Consider the following 19,978-nt stretch of genomic DNA (forward strand, 5'->3'; position numbering starts at 1 on the left):
CTTGCAGCTTGGGCTTTTTTGTTTAAATCTTATACACTGAAAGATTGGATGGCCTTCTTAGAAGTTTACGGCATGCCGTTGCGTGTGGGGAAATATGGTGCGAGCTCTTCTCATGAGGAGAGGCGGGTTCTCATTCAAGCGGTACGTGATTTATCCAGTGATGCTGCAGCAATTATTCCCAAAGAGATGGAGATTGAATTTATCGAAGCGGCAGGGGGCAGTGGCAATGCAGTGTTTGGTGTCAAGGCGGAATATTTAGATCGGCAGATCTCAAAGGGTGTGTTGGGACAAACGATGACGACGGATGATGGTTCGTCCTTTTCGCAAGCGCGCATTCATGAAAATGTGCGCCATGATATTGCCAGAGCTGATGCGCGGCAATTGGCATTGACCGCTAATCGTGATTTGATTGTGCCTTTTGTTGAGATTAATTTTGGACCCCAAGAGCGCTATCCCCTTGTCTATTGGCCGATTTCGGAAAATGAAGATATTAAAGCGATTAGTGATGCGCTGGAAAAACTGGTGCCCTTGGGTTTGCGTGTTGGGGCGCAAGAAGTGCGCAATAAGATTGGCTTTTCGCAACCAACAAAAGAAGAAGATGTTTTAAAGGCTCCTGATAATGCGCCTGATGATGAGAGGGGACAAGCGGATAGTGAGGGTGAACAAAAGGCTCATGTTTGTGCTGATTGTGGGGGTGCTTTTGATGTTTCTGTGACAAGCGAGGGCAAGGGTGGAAAAAAGCAGGGTGGGAAATATCACGACGAATTGGACCGACTTTCTGAGACAGCTTTAAGTGACTGGGAAGAGGACTTAGAACCCCTTTTAGAGCCTTTTAAAAAGCTTGTTGAGCAAGCAAAAAGTTATGAGGATATCCTAAAAGGCTTGGATGAATTGCTAGGTGAGATGGATCATCACGCATTAGCAGCGCGCTTGGCAAAAGTACAAATGATTGCACGTGGGCTTGGGTATCATGGATGAGGAACTTTTTAAAACCGCCCCTAAAGAGGTCACTCGTTATTTTGAAGCCAAGGCACTTGTTCCAAGCTTTGATTGGCGTGATGTGGCACCAGAAGAACATGCTTTTTCCTTTACGGTGGCAAAATCGGTGGGCTATGACATTTTGGATGATTTTAAAAAAGCCGTTGGAGAAGCCATAAAACATCAAGTTCCTTTTCAAGATTTTCAAAAAAATTTGATACCGATTTTACAGGAAAAGGGTTGGTGGGGTAAAAAGACCAGCATTGATCCCAAAACTGGTGAAAAGAGCGTGGTGCAATTGGGTAGCCCACGGCGTTTAGAAACGGTCTATTGGGCCAATACCATGAGTGCCCATGCGGCAGGTGAGTGGGAGCGCACACAAAATAATAAAGAATTTTTGCCCTATCTCACCTATGCTTTGTCGAGTTCAGAACATAAGCGTTTAGAACATGAAAGTTGGGTGGGGTTTACCGCACCCGTTGATGATCCGGTTTGGGATTGGCTTTATCCACCCAATGGTTGGCGGTGTAAATGCAGTGTGCGACAGGTAAGCCGTTATGAAGCAGACAATTTAGGATATGAAGAGGGGGCAGAACCACTTCATGTTGAAAAGCAGGTTTGGCACAATAAGCGAACGGGGAAAGTTGAAAAGATACCAAAGGGGATTGATCCTGGTTGGCATTTGAACCCTGGGAAACATCGGGCGCAAAATTTAAATCATTTTTTGAGTGATAAAATTTCCATGATGGGGGACAATCGAAAGCGCATTGCCATTGAAGATATTGTGGGTTCGCCACTTTTGGAAGCCATGTTTGAAGGACGTTGGCCTCGCGGGTTTATACCCATTGCACCTATACCACAAAAGGTGCGTGACGCTTTTACAACAGAAAGTTCTCTTATTCGCTTATCTTCAGACAGTGTGAAACATATTTTGTTAGAGCATCAAGCGCGTTCTCTTCACTTGAGTGATTTTCGAGGCGCCATTCAAACACTCATCCGCCCCCATGGCGTTATCAGACGCAAAGATACGCAGGGTGTTATGTTTTTTGGTGAAAGTGGTGGGGCATGGTGGCGCTTTGTGGTCAAATGGGTAGCAAGCAAACAAGAATGGTGGTTGACCTCCATGCATAAAAAGAGCTCTAGAGAAATTGGACGCTTATTGGATGCGGCTGAAAAAAAGGGCGAGAGGTTGTTGTAGGGAAAACAACGGGAAGAAAGCTCAGTGATCTTAACGCAGAAGGGGCGGGGAAAATGAGAAGGCGTGGAGGGCGGTCAACTCCTCGCAGATCCGGTAAAACCGTCCTGGCAAAACTGGCTCACGCCTTACATCCAATGATATAATGTTTTTAAGCTAAAAAAGCAATTTAAAAAAAACGGCTTGAGAGAGGCTTTTTTTGTATAAGATGATAAATTGTACCTCTAACTTCACAACGGCGCTCTATCGCCTTTGAAGTGCCTTTGAAAACGATTTTATGGGATGGTTTGGCACGGGGGTTTCTCTCATAAGGAGAATAAGAGGGAAAAGAGTGCTTTTTTGAGAAATGCTCTTTTGACTGACAGTGTCAGACTTATAGTGGGAGTAAGTTTCATGCATTGTATTGCCAATGACAATTGTAAAGCAATAGGCAATGTATGGAACAGGAATTTCACGAAGATAAAGAGGGCAAGCATGCCCAGACATTTCATGATGGGACATTTCATGGGGCGTTGATAGATCTTTGCCCAGAGGTTTTGTGCCAAGACATTTCCTGTGAAGACATCTCGCTTAAGAAAGCGCCTGAATGGGTAGAGCTTTTGCCCAAGGCGCCCCATGTGAAGGCGCGTGATGGGCGGGAATGGCATTATAACCCCCAAACTATTTTAAAAGCCTTTGCAGCGAACAAAGGACCGCTTGTGATTGATTATGAGCATGGGCAACATCACCGTGCGAGAAATGGTTTAGAAGCGCCTGCAAGCGGTTGGATTGAAGAATTAGCAGAGCGGGATGGTGCGATTTGGGGACGCGTTAAATGGACCGATATGGCTACCAAAAAAATTATTTCCCGCGAATATCGCTATCTTTCGCCTGAGTTTCGCCATTCGAAGAAAGGTGAAATTTTGAATTTAGCAGGTGCTGGACTGGTCAATCGTCCAGCCCTTGTCATGACGGCTTTAAGCCGTGAACAGCCTTCCCCTATAACTTTGACGGAGAAAATGATGGATTTGACAGCCATTGCCAGTGCACTATCACTGGAAAAAGATGTGCAGCTTGATGAAATTTTAGCAAGCATTGCAGCGCGCGAAAAGGAACGCGTGGAACTTTGTACGCAATTAACAAAAGCGCGAGAAGATTTAGCACTTTTGCAAGAAGAGCAAAAAAACAATGCCATTGAGGGTCTTTTAGACAAGGCAATTGAAGGGGGTAAGATTCTGCCTGCTGCTCGCGAGGAATACCGTGCGTTGTGCACCCTTGAAGGGGGCATGGAGCATTTTAAAAGTTTGGTAGAGAAGTTGCCGGTACTTGCCTCAACAAGCCCTTTAGATGCGTCTGCCTTAGCACAAGAACAAGAGTTTGCGCCAGAAGATGTTGCTGTTGCGGCACGCCAATATCAAGAAGAGCAGAAGCAAAAAGGGTGGAATATCACCATTAGCCAAGCGGTTGATCATATTTGTGAACAGAAGGAGCGCCAAGCATGAGTACAATGATTTTGATTAAATCTTTTCGCGCTAGTGATGTGATTTCGCCTTATTGCATTGTTGCAGCACGCGGTGAGGGTTGTGTGGCAACGGCTTCTGGTAAGGGTGATAAATTATTAGGGACTGCGGGATCTTTGAGCGCAAAGGCTGGTGAGATGATTGATGTTGGCCAATGTGGTTGGGGCGAAGTGGTTTGTGGGGGCAATGTTTCTTTTGGTGATTTTTTGACCTCTGATCCAAAGGGGCACGCCATAAAGGCTGAAGCAGCAGATCGTACCATTGGACTTGCCATGAGTGATGGTTCTGCTGGTGATGTTATTTCTTTTAAAATAAATTAATCGAGGCTTAAAATGAACAGACCTTTTCCCATTGATCCAACACTCACCGCCATAGCTATTGGTTATCGCAATCCAGCAGGTTCTCTTATTGGCGATAAAGTTTTGCCCCGCGTTTCTGTTTTAAGTGAGGTGTTTAAATATAGTGAATTTCCCTTAGCGGAAAGTTTTACCGTTCCTGAACTTGAAATTGGGCGTAAAGGACGCCCGAATGTGGTGGAATTTTCCGCCTTTGAACGGGAAGCCAGTGTCAAAGATTACGGACTGGATGATCTCATCCCCAATTCAGATATTGAAGCAGCCGCACGTGCACGGGCAGAAAAACGCTCTCGTTATAACCCCGAAAAGACAGCTGTAGAGGGACTTGCCAATTTGCTAGAATTGGGGCGTGAAGTGCGTGTTGCAGCCCTTGTGCAAAAGAGTGAAAATTATGCACCAGAGCGCGTGATAACTCTCAAAGGAGAAAATAAATTCAGTGATTATGAAAAATCTGATCCTTACGCCACTTTAGATGAGGCAATGGATAAAAGCCTTGTCTATACGCCAAATACCATTGTTATGGGCAAAGTCGTTTGGTCAAAACTCAAACGCCATCCCAAAATCATCAAAGCTGTTAAAGGTGGGGGCACTGAGGATGGTTTTGTCACCAAGGCGCAATTTGCCGATCTGATGGAAATACACCCCGATCGTTTACTCATTGGTGAATCGCAAGTGAATTTGGCGCGCAAAGGGCGTTCAGCACAATTGGCGCGGGTCTGGGGCAATAAGATTGCACTGCTTTATATTGACCCCACCAAACAACAGGCGGATGGTTCAGTGATTAGTTGGGGCTTTAGCGCGCAACTGGGTGAACGTTTGTCTGGAGTGATCCAAGATCCAGATGTTGGTTTATCGGGTGGTAAACGGGTGCGTGTGGGGGAACGTGTGTGCGAATTGGTGGCTGCCAAAGATGCCGGTGTGTTGCTGCAAGAGGTTGTTTAAGGGGAAACACTTGAATCATGGCTTATGCAAGCAAAACATTGATTGAAGAGCTTTGGGGTAATGACTTCTTGGATGATTTATGCGGGATGGATGAGAATTCTGATCCAGTTTTTTCAGAGCAAGCTATTGCCCGTGCACTTGAGCAAGCAAGTGGTGAGATTGATGTGCATCTGTCTCATCGCTACTCAGTTCCTATTTCCGGACAGCCAACAGCTCTGGGCATGATCTGTGTTAATATTGCTGTTTATAATTTAGCCATACGCCATACGGCACTGACCACAACCATTGAAGATCGTTACAAACAGGCGATTGATCTCTTGAAACGCATTGCAGAAGGCAAAGCGGGTTTAGGTGTGGATGAACCTAAAATTATGAGCGAAGATGGTCCCGTGCGTGATGGGGCTTTTTTCCATGCTAAGCCGCGTTTGATGGGAAGGTAACATGTCTGTTTCAACCCATATTGAGATTTACGAGACAGGGCTTGAAGCAGCTTTATCCTTTTTACAAAAGGGAGCTGATAGCTCGATGGGGACTTTGGCACAAGGGGTTGGGCGTTTACTTCAAGAGAGCACAAGGCGGCGGATTCAAAGTGAAAAAACTTCCCCTCAAGGAGAGAAGTGGAAAAACAATTATGCCCGCACATCCACTCTTTATGCCAGTGGAGCGCTTTCACGCTCCATTGATATGGTGGCATCACCAGAAAAAGTTATTATTGGGAGTGGATTGGTTTATGCGCGTATTCACCAATTGGGTGGGGTTATACGCCCTAAAAATGGCAGCACTCTTCGCTTTTTTCTTAAAAGCGGTAAAGCACATCGCTTTGTGTGTGTGCGCCAAGTAACCATGCCAGCACGCCCTTATTTGGGGCTTTCAGAGGGTAATAAAGTGGAAGTTATCAAAGCGGCAGAAGATTGGCTGGGAAGGAACTTTTCATGAGTCAAATGGTCAAGCAAGCAGGGCGCATCAATCAGTTTCGTGAAGCGGTTATCAAGAGCCTTAAAAGCGCTTTGCCCGATGTGCGTGATTGCGGCTGTCAATTTGGGCGTTTTAATTTAGAAGAACTTGAAACACAAATGCTGGTGGCTCCAGCAATACGGGTTGCGGTGTTAGAAAGCCGCTTAACTTCTGTCGCTTCTGGTCACATGAGTGCCGATCTTCATTTAGGGGCTTTTATTGTGACAACGGGCAAAGAGCGTGATGTTCAAGGTTGGCTTTTGGCAGAAGCCATTGCGGTGCTTTGTCATAGCGGGCAATTGTGGGGGCTAACGCATTTGAGTGCCCCGCGTGAGGTGCAGATTGAACCGATTATCTCTGCGGCGATTAAGCAACGCGGTGTGGCGATTAGCGTGGTGGAATGGCACCAAGATTTGCATCATTTGGGGCAAGATATTTTTTGTCATGAAGGACAACTCAAAAGTGGTTTGATTTCATGTAACAATGAGGTGGGGGTATGAATGATGCGCATCTTATAGCAACGACCTTTCGGCAAATTATGAAGCGTCTTGATGGGCTTGAACGCTGTCTTGCCAACCAGCACATGATTGGGCGAGTTGCAGAAGTTGATGGTCATAGGGTACGGGTTCAAGTTTCTAAACAGGGTTCCAATGGGCAAGCGGTTTTATCTCCTTGGTTGCAAGCACAAGAAGCTTCAGGCACTGTTTCAAGCAATATGCCCTTAAATGTTGGTGATCAAGTTCGGTTGTTTAATCCCCATGGCGAAATTGGTTCTGCCTCTTTAGTGGTACGCGATAGCTATAGCAAGGATGCGCCTAACCCTGCACGCTCTTTCCAAGAGTTAGCGCTCTGTTATGCTGGTGGCGCTTTGCGCATCACGAAGGGTGAACTCATTCTCTCCCATGGGGAAAACCAAATCCATTTGAGTGAAAAAGGTTTGGTGCTTTGTCATCAATCAACCCGTGTTGCGCTAAATGCGTGCGTAGAAATTCAAGCAGAAGATTTGCAGCACAATCAAACATCTGTTGGAGCAAGTCACATTCACGGTGGGGTCAAAATTGGTCCCTCTACAACCTCTCATCCCCTTTAAAGGAGTTTATCATGCGTGAGAAAACTTATGTCATTTTAACCAATGCGGATTTTGTTGCAGGCAAGCGTTCACCAGGCAAAGGTGAAGAAATTTGTTTAAGCGATGAGGCTGCTCAATATCCTTTGCTGCTTGGTCAGATTGCTGAAAAACCATCCCCCGTTGCTTCTGGCACAAAGACAACGAAGGGTGTTTAAAACATGCGGTGCGGGATGAGCGAAAAGGATGGCTCTCTGTTATATGGTTGGGCGCATTGCCAACAGTCACTCCGTAAATGTCTGACGACGAGAATTGGGTCACGGGTTTTGCGTCGTCATTATGGGTGTGATGTTGGAGCTTACCTTGATGCCAATGCTGATCCTGCAACGATATTGCAGCTTTATCAAGAAATCGTACAAGCTTTGAATGATCCAGAGTGTGGAGAGCCTGGGTTTTCGTTGCAAAAGATTGATCTGACAAAAGCAACGCGGGAGGGAACATTCCACTTTGTTCTCACAGGGGTTTTTTATCCCGATGGGCATTTGGGGGATTGGTCGCATAAGGAACCCATGAGTATTGATTTAGAGGTTGGTGATGACAGAGTTTGAGCAGTTGCCTCATCTACAATTTCCTTTGGCACAACTCCCCCATCCACAACTCCCTTTGCCACAAATTATTGAAGAGCTTTCTGTTGAGGCAATTTTACAACAAAAAATCACGCGTTTGACTGAGCTTTTGGCAGCGCATCATATCCCTTATAATGTGGAAAAGACGGCTTATGATCCGGTAGTCATTCAATTGCAAGCGGCCGCTTATGAAGAGTTGCTTTTGCGCCAGCGGATTAATGAAGTGGCGCGAGATAATTTATTGGAATTTGCCCGTGGAACAAGTTTAGACCATTTGGGGGATTTTCATGGGGTCACGCGCCTTTTGGATGAAGATGATGAGCGTTTTCGCCGCCGTATTCGCTTGAATAGACAAGGACATTCCACAGGGGGTACAGCGCCACGGTATCAATATTTTGCTCTCTCAAGCGATATCCATGTCAAAGATGCTTTTGTTTATCGTGTGGGTAAAAGCCCGCTTATTCATGTTGCGCTTTTTAGTGACAGCCCATCAGGGGTAGCTGATGAGGCTTTAATTGCAAAGGTGCAAGCAGCCCTTGATGAAAAACACGTTAAAATGACCAATGACCACATCCTTGTAAAAAGTGCGGTACAACGGATCATCAATGTGCGCGCAGATCTTTGGCTGCTTCCTGATGAAAGTCCCCTTGTTTTGGAAAAAGCGGAGCAAAATTTAAGAGCAGAATGGAGCCGTGCGCAAAAACTTGGGCGTGATCTCTCATTGAGTTGGATCATAAGCCGCCTGATGGTTGAGGGTGTGCACCATGTGACCTTAACACAACCTTGTGATGATCTTTTGGTTGCACCTGATGAAGCGGTCGCTGTAGGAGAGATTGTCTTGTCTGAACGGGGGCGTGCTTATTGATGCTTTCTTCACTTTTGCCCCCGAATTCGAGCTTGTTTGAACGCTGTTTGGCAGAAGCGATGGCTTTTGATCCTCAAGTCAAAAGTACGCTCGAAGAAATCCCACGCGCGAAATTTATCACGCGTCCACCTTCTTGGTTGCCTTACTTGATAGACGAATATGGTTTACAAGAATTAAGCCCTTATTTTTCTAATCCTTACACTCTTCTTGACCAAGGACTTAAATGGCAAAATATTCGTGGTTCTCTTGCGGCAATAGAGTTGGGGCTTGAATGGCTTCAAATTACAGGACGTTTTACGCCGGCATGGACGGGACGTGCATGGTGGAATTCTTTTCAACTTTACTTTGATCAATTGCCTGAACGAACACAGCTCGAAGCCATTGAAGCCATCACAGATCTTTCCAAGAGTTTGCGCTCTGATTTTCGCCGTGGTGTCAATGGCTATGATGTGCAAGCTGTTGAATGCAATATGTCACGGCTTGATGACAGCATGTTGGAGTATGAAAGCGGTGTATGCATAACAGCTGGGGGCACTTTGTTTTCCTTTGGGCGCACTACAGAGAGCACCCATCTTCTTAGTAAAGAAGAAGGCAGGCTTATTGGCAATTGGATCGATGATGGGGATGAAGAATTAAGCTTCGACCAGATTGATTATCCATGGGATATGGCAAACTTTCCGTGGTGTTCGGTCAAAAAACATCAACGCGATATTTTGATGGCAGAGTGGTTTCATGGCCGCACGCTTTATCTCGTTTTACGAGACAGCCAAGATGGCGTGATTGGGTATCGCAGATGCTATGCTGTAGCGCCTGTAGAACAGGCTTTGGAGGGTGTGTACAGCCATGCAGGCGGCAGATTCCAGCCCTCCCCGATGGGCACGGCGCTTTTTCTAGCAGCACGAACAGATTTTGGCGATGTTGACGGCAAACAAGCAGCATTTGTTTCCATTCTCGTTCATGCTTCTCCCAAACAAGATGTCCCTCTTGATATCCCCCTTGATATCCCTTGGGGCAAGCTTTGGTTGGAGCCTGATGAACTGAAGGGCGGTGTGGAGATCCTCAAAACGCCTGTCAACATTCCTTTGCGCGCCGATGTTCGCGAACAATTCAAGATTTTATTGAGGTTTTAAAATGAAGCATGAAAGTGGTTTACCCTTTGCAATTGACAGGTCTCGCGGCAAAGAGGAACAACAAAGCGTTGTCTTTTATGGCACGCGTCCCTTTATTCAAAGTGGTGAACTGAATGAGGTTCAAACCATCATTCGAGGACGCCATGACCGTTTGGGGCGCCTTGTTGCTAAAGAAGGAGACCGCGTTGAACGGGCTGATGCTTTTGTCAATAAAGACACGCAAACCGTTACTTTAACAGAGGGCAAGATTTATATCGCAGGGGATATCTTTCCGGTCTTAGAAGCTGTTCTCAACAATGTTTCCATGGTTGGGCGTTTGGAAATTGGTGTGAAGTTACAGAAAAAATGGATTACCCATGAGGATGATCCAGAGCTGTTGGGGCAAGTACTAGGCACCTTAGCAGAAGGAGAGCCCGGTGCCGCGCGCGAAACCGCAAAGCTTGTTTGGGCACTGAAAGAGGATGCACAGCAAGGCACTTTCTTTCCCGTTTATATTTTACAAGATGGCATTCTGATTGATCAAAAATCCCCCTCTCTGCTTGAACCGGCCATGCAAGCCATTGCCACTTATGATCGTGCGCATGGACATTATATCGTGAGTGGCTGCCGTGTGAGCGCATTGGGACAAAACAATGGTTGCCAAGTCTTTAGCATTCAAGAAGGGGAAGCCAATATCAATGGCTTTAAACGCAAACGTTTAGCTGCTTTGCGCCATGAAGAACGGGAAGACTTTTCGACAAGCGTTGTTCCTAGTGAAACGCATATTTTTGCACCCCCAAAAGGCAAAACAAGCTTTACCTTTAAAAGCTATTATTTTCCTATTGCTGATATTCACTCTCTTTTGTTGACAAAAGAAAAAACCGTTAATGTCACCCGCGGTGCGGTTGCTGCAGGGCGTGATGGTGTTCCTGATAAAAGCATCACCTCTTTTATCAAAGTCGTTCAAGGCAACAAGGAATTTAAAGAAGGAACTGATTTTAAAAAGACAGGAGATACCATTGATTGGGTACCCGCGGGAGATGAACCTGCTGGTGGAAGCACTTATAAAGTCACTTACCGTTATCGTGCACAAGTGACCGCCGATAAGGTCACAGCGCAAGAAATTACCGTCTCAGGCGGCGCTGAGGGGGGCGATATTATCGTCAGTTACACTTACAAATTACCACGCATTGACCGTATAGGTCTCAATACAGGGGGCGATGTAGTTTATATCAAGGGGATTTCGTCAGACGATCCCATGGCACCAAGCGTCCCTGATGATGTTTTATCCCTTGCAACCATCACCAACAATTGGCTTGAAACGCCGCTTGTGGTTAATGATGGCACACGAGTTGCGCCTTATGATGAGATGTGGCGTTATTTTCAACGAGTGCTTTCTCTTGACCGGCTGATGCAGTTAGAGCGCATTAAAAGCAATGTCGACTCTAAAGAGCCCGTTGCCAAAAAAGGCATGTTTGCCGACCCTTTTCTTGATGACTCTTACAGAGATGAAGGCTTTCAACAAACCGGTGCTATAGGCAATGGTATTTTGCAGCTTGCTATTGACCCAACATTCTATACGGCACCTTTAAAAGCGCCTGTCACCCTTGACTGGACAAATGAAGTGATCATTGCGCAAGAATTGACAACGGCTTGCGAAAAAATCAACCCTTATCAAAATTTTGCACCCCTCCCTGGTACAGTAACCCTCACACCCGCGACAGACTTTTGGCACGAACAGCGCACCGATTGGCTCTCAAGTGTCACCAATCAAATCAATATGGGATGGAACCGTGGGAGAAGCATCCGTAAAACAGAAATCAGTGATGATTTGGTGAGTGCGAACCGAGAGCAAATCGATTTTTTAAGGCAAATTGAACTTTACTTTAAAATTGAAGGTTTTGCCAAAGGAGAAATCTTAGAAAGCCTTACCTTTGATGGTGTAAATGTCTTGCCAAAGAACCGCCTTGTTGCCGACGCCAAAGGTATGCTCGAAGGAGCTTTTACCATTCCTAAAAATATTACGGCTGGCACCAAAAACGTTGTAGCACAAGGAAAAGGTGGCACAATTGCAACGGGGCTTTTTACAGGGCAAGGCGTGATTGATGTGAAAGTGATGCGACGCACCACAACGGTGAAGATATGGACGCAAGTGGACCCGCAAGCACAAGTCTTTACCCCCGATGAAACACGTCAAATCACAGGAATTGACTTTCATCTTTGCAAAATTGGCAATCAGAACCATGATCTGGTGATTGATTTGGTCACCACAGAAAACGGCTATCCCACCGCCGATATTCAAGCACAAAGTTTTTACTCCATGAAGGGTGCAAAGGCAGGATGGGCAGAGGCACGCTATGATGTACCACTCCTTATTCCCGATGACCGCTTAACGGCTTTTGTCATTAAAACCGATGATAGTGATCATTCTGTCTCCTTGGCAAAACTTGGGGATTTTGATGCCGAACACCAGAGATATGTCTCAAGCCACCCTTATGTGACCGGTCCACGTTTTTCTTCTGTTAATGCGCAGACATGGACCGCCCATCAAGATGAGGCTCTAGCCTTTCGGGTGTTGGCGGCACGCTACACACAAACAGAAAAAACCATTGATCTTGGCACATTTGATCTTGTTGACTGCTCTGATTTGCAAATACGCGCAGCCATTGAATTGCCTTCAAGTGAGTGTTCTATCATCTTTGAAATTGAACGAAACAACGGCACAATTTATCAACTCCTACCCTTTCAATTGCTAAGCCTTACTGAATATATCAGTGAAAAGGTAAAGCTTCGTGCTATTCTCAAAGGCACTGAAAAGCTCTCACCTATTTTGTTTGCTCCTGTTCAATTGATTGCGGGGAAGATTCATAAAGAAGCAACCTATATCACCCGTGCTTTTGCTTTTGGCGAAAAGGCAAGGTTGACCAGCTATATCAAAACTTTTTTGCCTGGTGGAGCAACCTTTACACTCGAGATGCAGCTGGATGATGGTGCTTTTACTCCTCTCACATTAGAGGAAACGGAGCAACTTGCCGAGCCCCTTTGGACAGAGCGCAAATTTGTAAGCAGCGACAAAACAGCCAAACAAGCGCGCCTCAAACTCACCCTTACCGGTGGACCAGCAGCGCGGTCCATGGTGAGCGATTTTGGCGCCGGCATATTGTGATGGGAGAACAGAGATGACAAAAACCAAAAAGCTTGAAATGGAATTGCCGAAAGAAGGGCGTTTTATCAGTTCTGAATTCCCCATTTTGCGGGAAAACTTGACAAAAATTGATCAGGCAATCACTGAAGTTGAGGATAAGGTAAATCAAAAAGCGCCTTTAAAGCATACGCACCCTATAAGCGATGTTACAGACCTTGAAGCAGTCCTTAAAAGTAAAATGGCAGCAGATAAAACCTTCTCATTTGCTGATTTAAGCGATATCGAGGGTGCACAAGATGCCGCCAACAATTATGTTCTCTACAAAGCAAGCAACAATCACTTTACCTTTGGCAGTGCTGTCTCTCTATTAGGCGCACATCAACATAAAACCGAAGATATTGTGGGTCTTGACGATTTTAGAGCCAAGATTAACGAAGATCTCACCAGCTATGGTCGCCTACAACAAGCCAATGAATGGCAAAGTTATAATAAATTTACCAGTAAAGTCACTATAAATGGTGGCTTAGAACTTTTGGGCAATTCGTCGTTTAACCTTATCCATAACAACAAAGTGGTCACTAACTTAAGCACAACCGGAAGCATGTTGAAAGGACCGCTGAAAGTTGATGGTGAGGCTGTCTATACCAAATCACAAGTGGATGCAGCTATCTTAGCAGAAACAAAAAAGATCTTAAAAAAAGCTTTGAGTAATAAAGTCATTAATTGGTCTGCGCTTGTTGATGCTGAGTTACTTTATACACAGGATGGGAAAATTCAATGGCCAGATTGGGTGACGGATAAAACCAAAGTTGAGATCCAAGCATGGGGTGGCGGAGGTAGTGGTGGTTCCTCTTGGTCTTATGGCGATGGCGGCGGCGGCGGCGGCGGAGGTTGTTCCGTGTGGTATGGCTATAAAGCCAGTTTAAACGGTCATGAGGATATCATCATTGGTAAAGGAGGAACTTCTGTTGCAAAGCATGGTGCGACAGGAAACTCTGGAGGAACAACAGCTGTTGGAAAGAATTTTATTACCGCTACAGGAGGACATGGTGGTGGGGGTGCTTATTATAGTATATCAAAGGGAAATACTTATTACTATTCAGGCACTGGTGGAACTGGGGGCATTGGTGGAAATTTTGGTTGGGCAACAGATGATCTCCTAGGACTTGCCAAAGGAGGAAATGGTTATGCTGGGACGAATGGAATTACTGGAAAAACAAGCGGTAATGGAGGAGATGCTGGGGGCGATACATCAAGGGGAGGTGGTGGAGGAACGGCAGATGGTAGCTTTCCTTCAGGAAAAGCAGGGCGTGGTTTTGGGGGCGGAGGTGCTGGTGCTAGTAGGGATGGATATGACAGCGGTGCTGGTGCTGATGGCGCTGTTCTTATAAGATTATGGAAAGAATAAATACATAATCAAAGATAACACAAGTCAAATTGATGCTTGTTGTATAAGCAGGCTAGTCCTTTTATCGCTCTTTAAAAGCCCTTTTAAAGGGCTTTTTGACTGACAGTGTCAGGCTTATGAAGCATGGTGATGGTTGTTATAGTCTCTTCATTGATTTGGAGAGCAAGATGGCAACAGAATTTAATCATGGGATTCGCATTGTAGAGGCTGGTGAGGATTCCCGTCCTTTAGCAACATTTGATCAGACCGCCATTGGAGCGGTTATTACAGCCCCTGATGCTGACAATCAAGTTTTCCCCCTCAACGAGCCTGTCCTTCTCTTTACGCATGAGGGTGAGAAAATCCAAAAGCTTGGGGCAAGAGGCACGGCTCTTGATGTCATTAACGCTGTGTGCGCGCAAGGGATTGAGGCACAAGTGATCCTTGTGCGGGTAGAAGAAAAGTCAACCATTGCTGAGACACAAACCGAAATGGTGGGATCCAATACAGCTTTGACCGGTGTGCATGCCTTAGCGCATGCACGGGGGCATTTAGGGGTAGAGCCTGGGATTTTACTGGCACCGGCTTATAGTGCAGGGCGCCTTGATAATGGTAAAAACCCCGTGGCGGATGCCTTGGAACAGGTGGCAGAAAAGCTACAAGCGATTGCGGTTTTTGATACGGGTGGTAAAAATGCGGAAGAAAGCCTTGCCTTTCGTGCAGATTTTTCCTCACGTTTTTGTTATTTGATTGATCCCTTTGTACGGGTGGCAAATCGTGAGGGTGGTTGGAGTATTAAACCGGCAAGCCCTTTTGCAGCAGCGATGTTTATCAAACGCGATAAACAAAGGGGCGGTGTTTTTTGGTCTCCTTCAAACCAAGATGTGCATGGCATTTTAGGCACGGCGCGCCCTATTAGCTATTTTGATGGCGAAATCGATCATGAGGCAAACCGTCTCAACCAAGCCGATATTGCTACCTTTATACCGGCACGGCTTAGCCAAAATGCCCATGGTGAAATTGCTGCCAATGGGCGCATTTTATGGGGCAACCATACCACCTCTAGTGATCCACTTTGGCGCTTTGTCAATGTGGTGCGCACCCGCGCTGCGTGCGAGAAAACCATCATCAATAATTTGCGCCCTTGGGCAAATGATGAGAATCTGACCGGTCAACATGTCATTGCCATTACCCGCTCTCTCACACAGTTTCTGGATGATATGATTGCGCGTGGTGCCCTGCTGGGAGGGCGTGTTTGGTTTGACCGCGATTTAAATTCCAACAGCACTTTACAGCTGGGAAAGTTGCGGATCGAATTTGATGCAGAAGAAGTACCACCTTTGGAAGATTTAAGTTTCGGCAGCCGGCGCAATAGTGCTTATTTTGATCGCTTGGCGGAAGATATCCAAAAGAAAATGACCTACCAATTTGGCGATACGCTGGATAGCTATCGCAAAGCAGCAAGGAGTTAAAGCATGACTTTACGTATTGTTCGCGGTTTTACCCTGATTGTTGATGATGATGTCAATCTTCACCTCGATCTTGAAACATTAAAACTTCCCACTCTGGAAGAAATCACCGAAACCTATCAACCAGGCGGTTCTGATATGCAGATTGATGTTGCTGGTCTTGGTGTGAAAGCTTTAAGCTTGCAAATGAAAATCCACAGCCACACCCCCGAAATTATCGGTATTTTTGGTGGTCCTCCTGGTCTTCGTCATAAATTTACCGGCAAAAAACATGTGATCTGCGAAGAAGATGGGCGCGAACATGAGCATTCCATTGATGTCACAGGGCGCTTGGTCAAAGTCGATAGTGAAGGCTTAACGGCTGGGAAAGCCACGGGTTATGATTGCGAGATCAAAAATGTTTGGGACTATACCGAATATTGGGATGGTGCTGTCCTTCATCGCTTTTCTTTTAAACGTGGCGGTTGGCTTGTGCGCAATGGACAAGAGATCGGTGGGCGGCGACGCTCTATTCTCAATTTATAGGAATTGATCATGACAAGTTTACAAACAAGCATTGATGTGGAATTGCAGGTTCCTCTTCTTTATCAAGACAGTGAAGGCAAGCAAGCAACACGGCACAAACTAACCTTTTATCGCCCCACCTTCAAACATGCCAAGCAATTAGCGGTATTGATTGGACCGCAGCTAACAGAATTGCTTGTTCCTGAGTTTGCAGAGCAGAAAACGCTTCCCAATGATGTTCTCCTTGCCAAGCTTTCTCAAGTTTTGTTCACAAGTGAGGCTATAGGAGGCATCACAGCGCTTTTAGCGGATATGTCTCATGAATCTGTTGAATTGATTGATCGTGTGGATGTTGTTGATCTTGTCGCGATATTCAAGGCTTTTTTTGCTTTTTTTACGCAACGCCAATCCTCTCTGCCGGACAATTTGGAGCAGAACTAGCCCTTTATTATCACTGGGCCCCTTCAGAAATTAACCAGATGGATTGGCTGGATGTGATTTCTTATCGCAGTGAATTAGCACGCTTGAAAGCCCAAGAATATGAAAGCTATCAGTTAGGATAAGATATTGTCATGGATGTTTCGCTTGTTGTGCGTTTTGTCAATCACCTGCAAGAAGGGATAGCTTCTGCTAAGCGCGATCTCCACGCCTTTAGTTCAGAGGTTGCTCATTTCCAAAACAAGACACGACAACATTTTAAAAATTGGTTTGACCCTGAACATCTTCAGAAAGCAACAGCAAATGCGGAAAATGCTTTCAACCAAGCGCGTGGACGTATGGTGGGTGCACTTGCTCAAACAGCAACCTTAATTGCACCGCTCTATAAAGCCATGCAATTCGACCAATCAATGAAGGGATTGGAAAAGGTTCTGGATGCGCCGCTTCATCGCTTAAAGGAATTACGCCGTTTTGCTTTGGAAACCTCCACCAAAATCCCGCTCGCAGCACGTGAAGTTTTGGAACTGATGACCAGTGCTAGCCAAGCAGGAATTGGTGAACAAGATCTAGAAGCTTTTAGCATTTATGCCGCTAAAGCAGCTGTAGCATTTGATATGACGGGTGATCAGATTGGGGAGCGCTTTGCCAAATTGCGCAATGTCTTCAAGCTTAATCAAGCGGGCATTGAAGATCTAGGCGATGCTATCAATCATCTCTCCAACCACATGGCAGCAAAAGCCAGTGAAGTGTCTGATTTTACCAATCGTGCCACCGGTGCGGCAACCATGTTTAAGCTGACAGCACGCGAAACAGCGGCTTTTGGTACAGCAATGATTTCTGCTGGGATTGTCCCTGAAAGTGCAGCGCGTGGTTTTAATGCTATGAGTGCCCGCATTCAGGCAGGGGGCAAGCATATTGAAGATGCTTTTGCTAATATCGGGCTTTCCCGCGAAAAATTCATGCAAGATCTGGACAAAGATGCCACTGGTACCTTGGTACGCTTTTTTGATGTTTTAGCCAAATCAGAACAGGGCATGCGTTCTCTGATTGCCATTGCTGGGCGGGATTTTACCGGTGATTTTGCAAAATTGGTTGGCAATCCCGAATTATTAGGGCAAGCTTTAAAATATGTCGAAGATCCAAAAGTTTTTAAAGGCTCTGTAGAGCAAGAGGCGGACAAACAAGCAACCGGTGCCATCAGACAGTTTGAACTTTTGCAAAATCGTATCGTGGCTTTGGGCATTACCATTGGTGAAGTCTTATTGCCTCCTGTCAACAGTTTGATGGAAAGTGTTGGCAATTTTACCAATGGGCTTATGGCATGGGCCAATGCCCATCCCGCTTTAACAAGTGCCATCATCAAAACCATTGCCGCCCTGATGACTTTTAACATCACTCTGCGCGTGTTGCGCTTTACTCTTGCCGGCACACGCCTTGGGCTTCTTCAACTCATGACTTCTTTTGTTAAGCTTGGAGGGCTCAGTCGTGCGCTTAAAACAAGTTGGCGAGGTTTAATCGCATCAGGGCGCTCGATGGGAATAATGGCGGCAAGTCTTGGTGGAAGTGCGCTGCGTCTCTTGCGACCGATGACTCTACTCGTGGCTGGCTTTCGGGGGCTTATGGTCTCAGGCAGCGCATTTGCTGCTACTTTTGGTTGGATAGGCACAGTGATAGAAGTGATTGCCGCGGGCATTGCCTCTGTTGTTGGCGCTGTTTTTACTCCAATAGGGGCGCTCATTGCTGCTGTTGTGGCGGTGATCATCGCTGCTTGTTTTGCTTTGTGGAAATATTGGGATCGTTTCTCTTCTTTTGTTAAAGGTTTTGCACGGGGGATAGCACGTGCTTTTGGTCGTGCCTTTGAAGCCGTCATGCGCTTTTTTGGCGCTGATATGGCAACCATCACCAAGTGGAAAAACGCCATTGCTGCCGCCTTTGATTTCTCTGAACATTGGCAAAAGTTCAAACAGGGGCTTGAGTTTGTTGGCAGGTGGTTTGGCAATGTGTGGGATGGTTTTAAGCAAAGCATCGCCAATTTTTGGAGTTGGTTGGGGAGCTTTTTTACCCGCGAAAAGCTCTCTGATGATGCGAAAGCCGGTATGGAACAAGCAGGGGAGGATTTAGCCAATTGGATTGTCGATGGTTTTATGGCACCCATTACAAAACTGAAGGACTTTTTTCAATCTTTGCCAAGCCGTATTAGAGAGTGGATTGGGTCAATTGATTTATCCGACCTGTTTCATTTGCCCAGTTGGCTTGGCGGCAAAACACCCGTTCAACCGATTATGCAATATGCGGGGGGGGATTATACCAATCACTCTGGTCGAGAGCAAAGAGACAATAACAAAGACCGCTCCACCACCACCCACAATCAAAATATCACGGTGCATGTCAATGGTGCTCGTGATCCCGTTGCCACGGGGCGTGCGGTAAGTCACGCACTTCAACGCGCACGCGCCAATGCTCTGCATGGTGGAACAGAATAAGGGAAAGAACAAAATGAGGGGAGGGAGGCAATGAGAGATCCTTTGATGATGTTAGGTCCGCATCAATTTTACGTGGACTGGCTAAATTTCCAATCCTTTGAAGAAGAGTTTTCTGCCTCATGGGTCTCTATGGAGCGTTTTGGTAGGTCACCCAGTTTGCAATTCACCGGCTATGGCAATGATGCAAAGACCATTCATGGGATTTGGTTTCCAGAAGAATTTGGTGACCGTGCAGCTATTGACTCACTCAGCAGAACGATACGAGCAGCCAAACCCGTACAGATGCTTCGTTGGATGAATGATATGAGCTATAGCGCCCTTCTCCATGGTCCCGTGGTGATCACCACTCTCACGAAAGACCACGACTATATCAGCCGCTCTGGTCAATCGCAGCGCATCCGCTATTCCATCAGTTTATTGCCGTTTTTCGATGGGGGAAAACCGCAAGGTCAAACTCAGGTGGGGCAATATCAGATGGGATATACACCATGAAGATACCAGAAAAGCACGTTGTTGTAGAGCTAGAGGATATGAGTCTTGATCTCATCTGCTTTCACCATGCCATGGCTGTATTAGGGGACCGTGCGCAAGTTGGAGCATTAAAAGGCTATCTCGAAGCCACTTTGAGAGCCAATCCGGATATTGCCAAATATGGTGTGCTTTTGCCGCGCGGCTTAAAGGTCATTCTGCCTGAATTCGCACTTCACAATCCCCAAAGCATGGTGAAGCGGTTATGGGATTAATGCGCACATACCCTTTTATTGTGGTCAAGGTGGAAGACAAACCCGTGCATGAGGTTTTTTACCAGCGTCTTTTAAATGCGACCATCACTGATCATGCCGGCAATGAAGCGGATAGATTTGAAGCAGAATTTGATGATAGTGGCAATGATTTAGAGGTTCCGCAACAGAATAGCACTCTGCAGGTGATCTTTGGCTATGAGAACAGCATCAGTGCTTTTA

Annotated in this window: 21 protein-coding genes and 1 pseudogene; all 22 read left to right on the forward strand. The window is 46.0% G+C overall.

The features are described from left to right. The coding region (locus J7R12_RS07585; protein WP_208439044.1) for a phage portal protein family protein at window positions 1-978 on the forward strand (978 nt) is incomplete at its 5' end. After that, a complete protein-coding gene (locus J7R12_RS07590) occupies window positions 971-2,176 on the forward strand; it encodes a phage head morphogenesis protein (protein ID WP_126603292.1) in 1,206 nt (401 codons plus the stop codon). The genes J7R12_RS07585 and J7R12_RS07590, both read left to right, overlap by 8 nt. A gap of 434 nt (window positions 2,177-2,610) precedes the next feature. After that, the gene (locus J7R12_RS07595) at window positions 2,611-3,654 is read left to right on the forward strand and encodes a phage protease (protein ID WP_126603294.1); all 1,044 of its coding nucleotides are present in this window, start codon (window positions 2,611-2,613) and stop codon (window positions 3,652-3,654) included. Beyond that, window positions 3,651-3,992, forward strand: coding sequence for a DUF2190 family protein (locus J7R12_RS07600; protein WP_126603296.1), 342 nt, complete (start codon window positions 3,651-3,653; stop codon window positions 3,990-3,992). The genes J7R12_RS07595 and J7R12_RS07600 overlap by 4 nt, the downstream gene beginning before the upstream one ends. 12 nt (window positions 3,993-4,004) lie before the next feature. Then, the gene (locus J7R12_RS07605; protein ID WP_126603298.1) at window positions 4,005-4,970 is read left to right on the forward strand and encodes a major capsid protein; all 966 of its coding nucleotides are present in this window, start codon (window positions 4,005-4,007) and stop codon (window positions 4,968-4,970) included. Between the two features lie 17 nt (window positions 4,971-4,987). After that, window positions 4,988-5,410 (forward strand): gp436 family protein, encoded by a 423-nt coding sequence (locus tag J7R12_RS07610; RefSeq protein ID WP_126603300.1) that lies wholly within the window; start codon window positions 4,988-4,990, stop codon window positions 5,408-5,410. Window position 5,411: 1 nt separating this feature from the next. Further along, window positions 5,412-5,906, forward strand: a complete 495-nt coding sequence (locus J7R12_RS07615) for a phage virion morphogenesis protein (protein WP_126603302.1) — start codon at window positions 5,412-5,414, stop codon at window positions 5,904-5,906. Further along, complete coding sequence (locus J7R12_RS07620; RefSeq protein WP_126603304.1) at window positions 5,903-6,424, forward strand: hypothetical protein; 522 nt, start codon at window positions 5,903-5,905, stop codon at window positions 6,422-6,424. The genes J7R12_RS07615 and J7R12_RS07620 overlap by 4 nt, the downstream gene beginning before the upstream one ends. Further along, window positions 6,421-7,014: a phage baseplate assembly protein V gene (locus J7R12_RS07625; RefSeq protein WP_126603306.1), complete on the forward strand. Its 594-nt coding sequence runs from the start codon at window positions 6,421-6,423 to the stop codon at window positions 7,012-7,014. The genes J7R12_RS07620 and J7R12_RS07625 overlap by 4 nt, the downstream gene beginning before the upstream one ends. A gap of 11 nt (window positions 7,015-7,025) precedes the next feature. After that, entirely contained in the window at window positions 7,026-7,208 is a 183-nt protein-coding gene (locus J7R12_RS07630) for a hypothetical protein (protein WP_126603307.1), read from the forward strand. 3 nt (window positions 7,209-7,211) lie between these two features. Beyond that, window positions 7,212-7,598 (forward strand): GPW/gp25 family protein, encoded by a 387-nt coding sequence (locus J7R12_RS07635; RefSeq protein WP_126603309.1) that lies wholly within the window; start codon window positions 7,212-7,214, stop codon window positions 7,596-7,598. Next, window positions 7,585-8,481, forward strand: coding sequence for a baseplate J/gp47 family protein (locus tag J7R12_RS07640; protein WP_126603311.1), 897 nt, complete (start codon window positions 7,585-7,587; stop codon window positions 8,479-8,481). The genes J7R12_RS07635 and J7R12_RS07640 overlap by 14 nt, the downstream gene beginning before the upstream one ends. Further along, window positions 8,481-9,611, forward strand: a complete 1,131-nt coding sequence (locus J7R12_RS07645) for a phage tail protein (protein ID WP_126604033.1) — start codon at window positions 8,481-8,483, stop codon at window positions 9,609-9,611. The genes J7R12_RS07640 and J7R12_RS07645 overlap by 1 nt, the downstream gene beginning before the upstream one ends. A 1-nt stretch (window position 9,612) precedes the next feature. Next, window positions 9,613-12,756 (forward strand): DUF4815 domain-containing protein, encoded by a 3,144-nt coding sequence (locus J7R12_RS07650; RefSeq protein WP_126603313.1) that lies wholly within the window; start codon window positions 9,613-9,615, stop codon window positions 12,754-12,756. A gap of 13 nt (window positions 12,757-12,769) precedes the next feature. After that, window positions 12,770-14,143, forward strand: a complete 1,374-nt coding sequence (locus J7R12_RS07655) for a Bgr_08870 family protein (RefSeq protein ID WP_126603315.1) — start codon at window positions 12,770-12,772, stop codon at window positions 14,141-14,143. Window positions 14,144-14,310: 167 nt separating this feature from the next. Then, window positions 14,311-15,594, forward strand: coding sequence for a phage tail sheath C-terminal domain-containing protein (locus J7R12_RS07660; RefSeq protein ID WP_126603317.1), 1,284 nt, complete (start codon window positions 14,311-14,313; stop codon window positions 15,592-15,594). A gap of 3 nt (window positions 15,595-15,597) precedes the next feature. Further along, on the forward strand, window positions 15,598-16,116 hold the full coding sequence (locus J7R12_RS07665) for a phage major tail tube protein (protein WP_126603319.1): 519 nt from the start codon (window positions 15,598-15,600) through the stop codon (window positions 16,114-16,116). A 9-nt stretch (window positions 16,117-16,125) separates the two neighbouring features. After that, the gene (locus J7R12_RS07670; RefSeq protein WP_126603321.1) at window positions 16,126-16,536 is read left to right on the forward strand and encodes a hypothetical protein; all 411 of its coding nucleotides are present in this window, start codon (window positions 16,126-16,128) and stop codon (window positions 16,534-16,536) included. 131 nt (window positions 16,537-16,667) lie between these two features. Next, window positions 16,668-19,016: a phage tail tape measure protein gene (locus J7R12_RS07675; protein WP_126603323.1), complete on the forward strand. Its 2,349-nt coding sequence runs from the start codon at window positions 16,668-16,670 to the stop codon at window positions 19,014-19,016. Window positions 19,017-19,046: 30 nt separating this feature from the next. Then, on the forward strand, window positions 19,047-19,508 hold the full coding sequence (locus J7R12_RS07680; RefSeq protein WP_126603325.1) for a phage tail protein: 462 nt from the start codon (window positions 19,047-19,049) through the stop codon (window positions 19,506-19,508). Beyond that, the gene (locus tag J7R12_RS07685; RefSeq protein WP_126603327.1) at window positions 19,505-19,759 is read left to right on the forward strand and encodes a tail protein X; all 255 of its coding nucleotides are present in this window, start codon (window positions 19,505-19,507) and stop codon (window positions 19,757-19,759) included. The genes J7R12_RS07680 and J7R12_RS07685 overlap by 4 nt, the downstream gene beginning before the upstream one ends. Beyond that, window positions 19,759-19,978 (forward strand): annotated as a pseudogene (locus J7R12_RS07690) (late control protein); the annotation flags it as partial. The gene J7R12_RS07685 and the pseudogene J7R12_RS07690, both read left to right, overlap by 1 nt.

This window comes from Bartonella vinsonii subsp. vinsonii (genome assembly GCF_902825235.1).
Lineage (GTDB): Bacteria > Pseudomonadota > Alphaproteobacteria > Rhizobiales > Rhizobiaceae > Bartonella > Bartonella vinsonii.

Excerpts from the sequence above, each read along its gene's own strand:
- J7R12_RS07610 (WP_126603300.1), top strand. The coding sequence starts at position 4,988 with ATGGCTTATGCAAGCAAAACATTGATTGAAGAGCTTTGGGGTAATGAC.
- J7R12_RS07685 (WP_126603327.1), top strand. The coding sequence starts at position 19,505 with ATGAAGATACCAGAAAAGCACGTTGTTGTAGAGCTAGAGGATATGAGT.
- J7R12_RS07635 (WP_126603309.1), top strand. The coding sequence starts at position 7,212 with ATGCGGTGCGGGATGAGCGAAAAGGATGGCTCTCTGTTATATGGTTGG.
- J7R12_RS07605 (WP_126603298.1), top strand. The coding sequence starts at position 4,005 with ATGAACAGACCTTTTCCCATTGATCCAACACTCACCGCCATAGCTATT.
- J7R12_RS07645 (WP_126604033.1), top strand. The coding sequence starts at position 8,481 with ATGCTTTCTTCACTTTTGCCCCCGAATTCGAGCTTGTTTGAACGCTGT.
- J7R12_RS07680 (WP_126603325.1), top strand. The coding sequence starts at position 19,047 with ATGAGAGATCCTTTGATGATGTTAGGTCCGCATCAATTTTACGTGGAC.
- J7R12_RS07590 (WP_126603292.1), top strand. The coding sequence starts at position 971 with ATGGATGAGGAACTTTTTAAAACCGCCCCTAAAGAGGTCACTCGTTAT.
- J7R12_RS07655 (WP_126603315.1), top strand. The coding sequence starts at position 12,770 with ATGACAAAAACCAAAAAGCTTGAAATGGAATTGCCGAAAGAAGGGCGT.
- J7R12_RS07615 (WP_126603302.1), top strand. The coding sequence starts at position 5,412 with ATGTCTGTTTCAACCCATATTGAGATTTACGAGACAGGGCTTGAAGCA.
- J7R12_RS07665 (WP_126603319.1), top strand. The coding sequence starts at position 15,598 with ATGACTTTACGTATTGTTCGCGGTTTTACCCTGATTGTTGATGATGAT.
- J7R12_RS07660 (WP_126603317.1), top strand. The coding sequence starts at position 14,311 with ATGGCAACAGAATTTAATCATGGGATTCGCATTGTAGAGGCTGGTGAG.
- J7R12_RS07675 (WP_126603323.1), top strand. The coding sequence starts at position 16,668 with ATGGATGTTTCGCTTGTTGTGCGTTTTGTCAATCACCTGCAAGAAGGG.
- J7R12_RS07625 (WP_126603306.1), top strand. The coding sequence starts at position 6,421 with ATGAATGATGCGCATCTTATAGCAACGACCTTTCGGCAAATTATGAAG.
- J7R12_RS07640 (WP_126603311.1), top strand. The coding sequence starts at position 7,585 with ATGACAGAGTTTGAGCAGTTGCCTCATCTACAATTTCCTTTGGCACAA.
- J7R12_RS07630 (WP_126603307.1), top strand. The coding sequence starts at position 7,026 with ATGCGTGAGAAAACTTATGTCATTTTAACCAATGCGGATTTTGTTGCA.
- J7R12_RS07620 (WP_126603304.1), top strand. The coding sequence starts at position 5,903 with ATGAGTCAAATGGTCAAGCAAGCAGGGCGCATCAATCAGTTTCGTGAA.
- J7R12_RS07670 (WP_126603321.1), top strand. The coding sequence starts at position 16,126 with ATGACAAGTTTACAAACAAGCATTGATGTGGAATTGCAGGTTCCTCTT.
- J7R12_RS07650 (WP_126603313.1), top strand. The coding sequence starts at position 9,613 with ATGAAGCATGAAAGTGGTTTACCCTTTGCAATTGACAGGTCTCGCGGC.
- J7R12_RS07600 (WP_126603296.1), top strand. The coding sequence starts at position 3,651 with ATGAGTACAATGATTTTGATTAAATCTTTTCGCGCTAGTGATGTGATT.
- J7R12_RS07595 (WP_126603294.1), top strand. The coding sequence starts at position 2,611 with ATGGAACAGGAATTTCACGAAGATAAAGAGGGCAAGCATGCCCAGACA.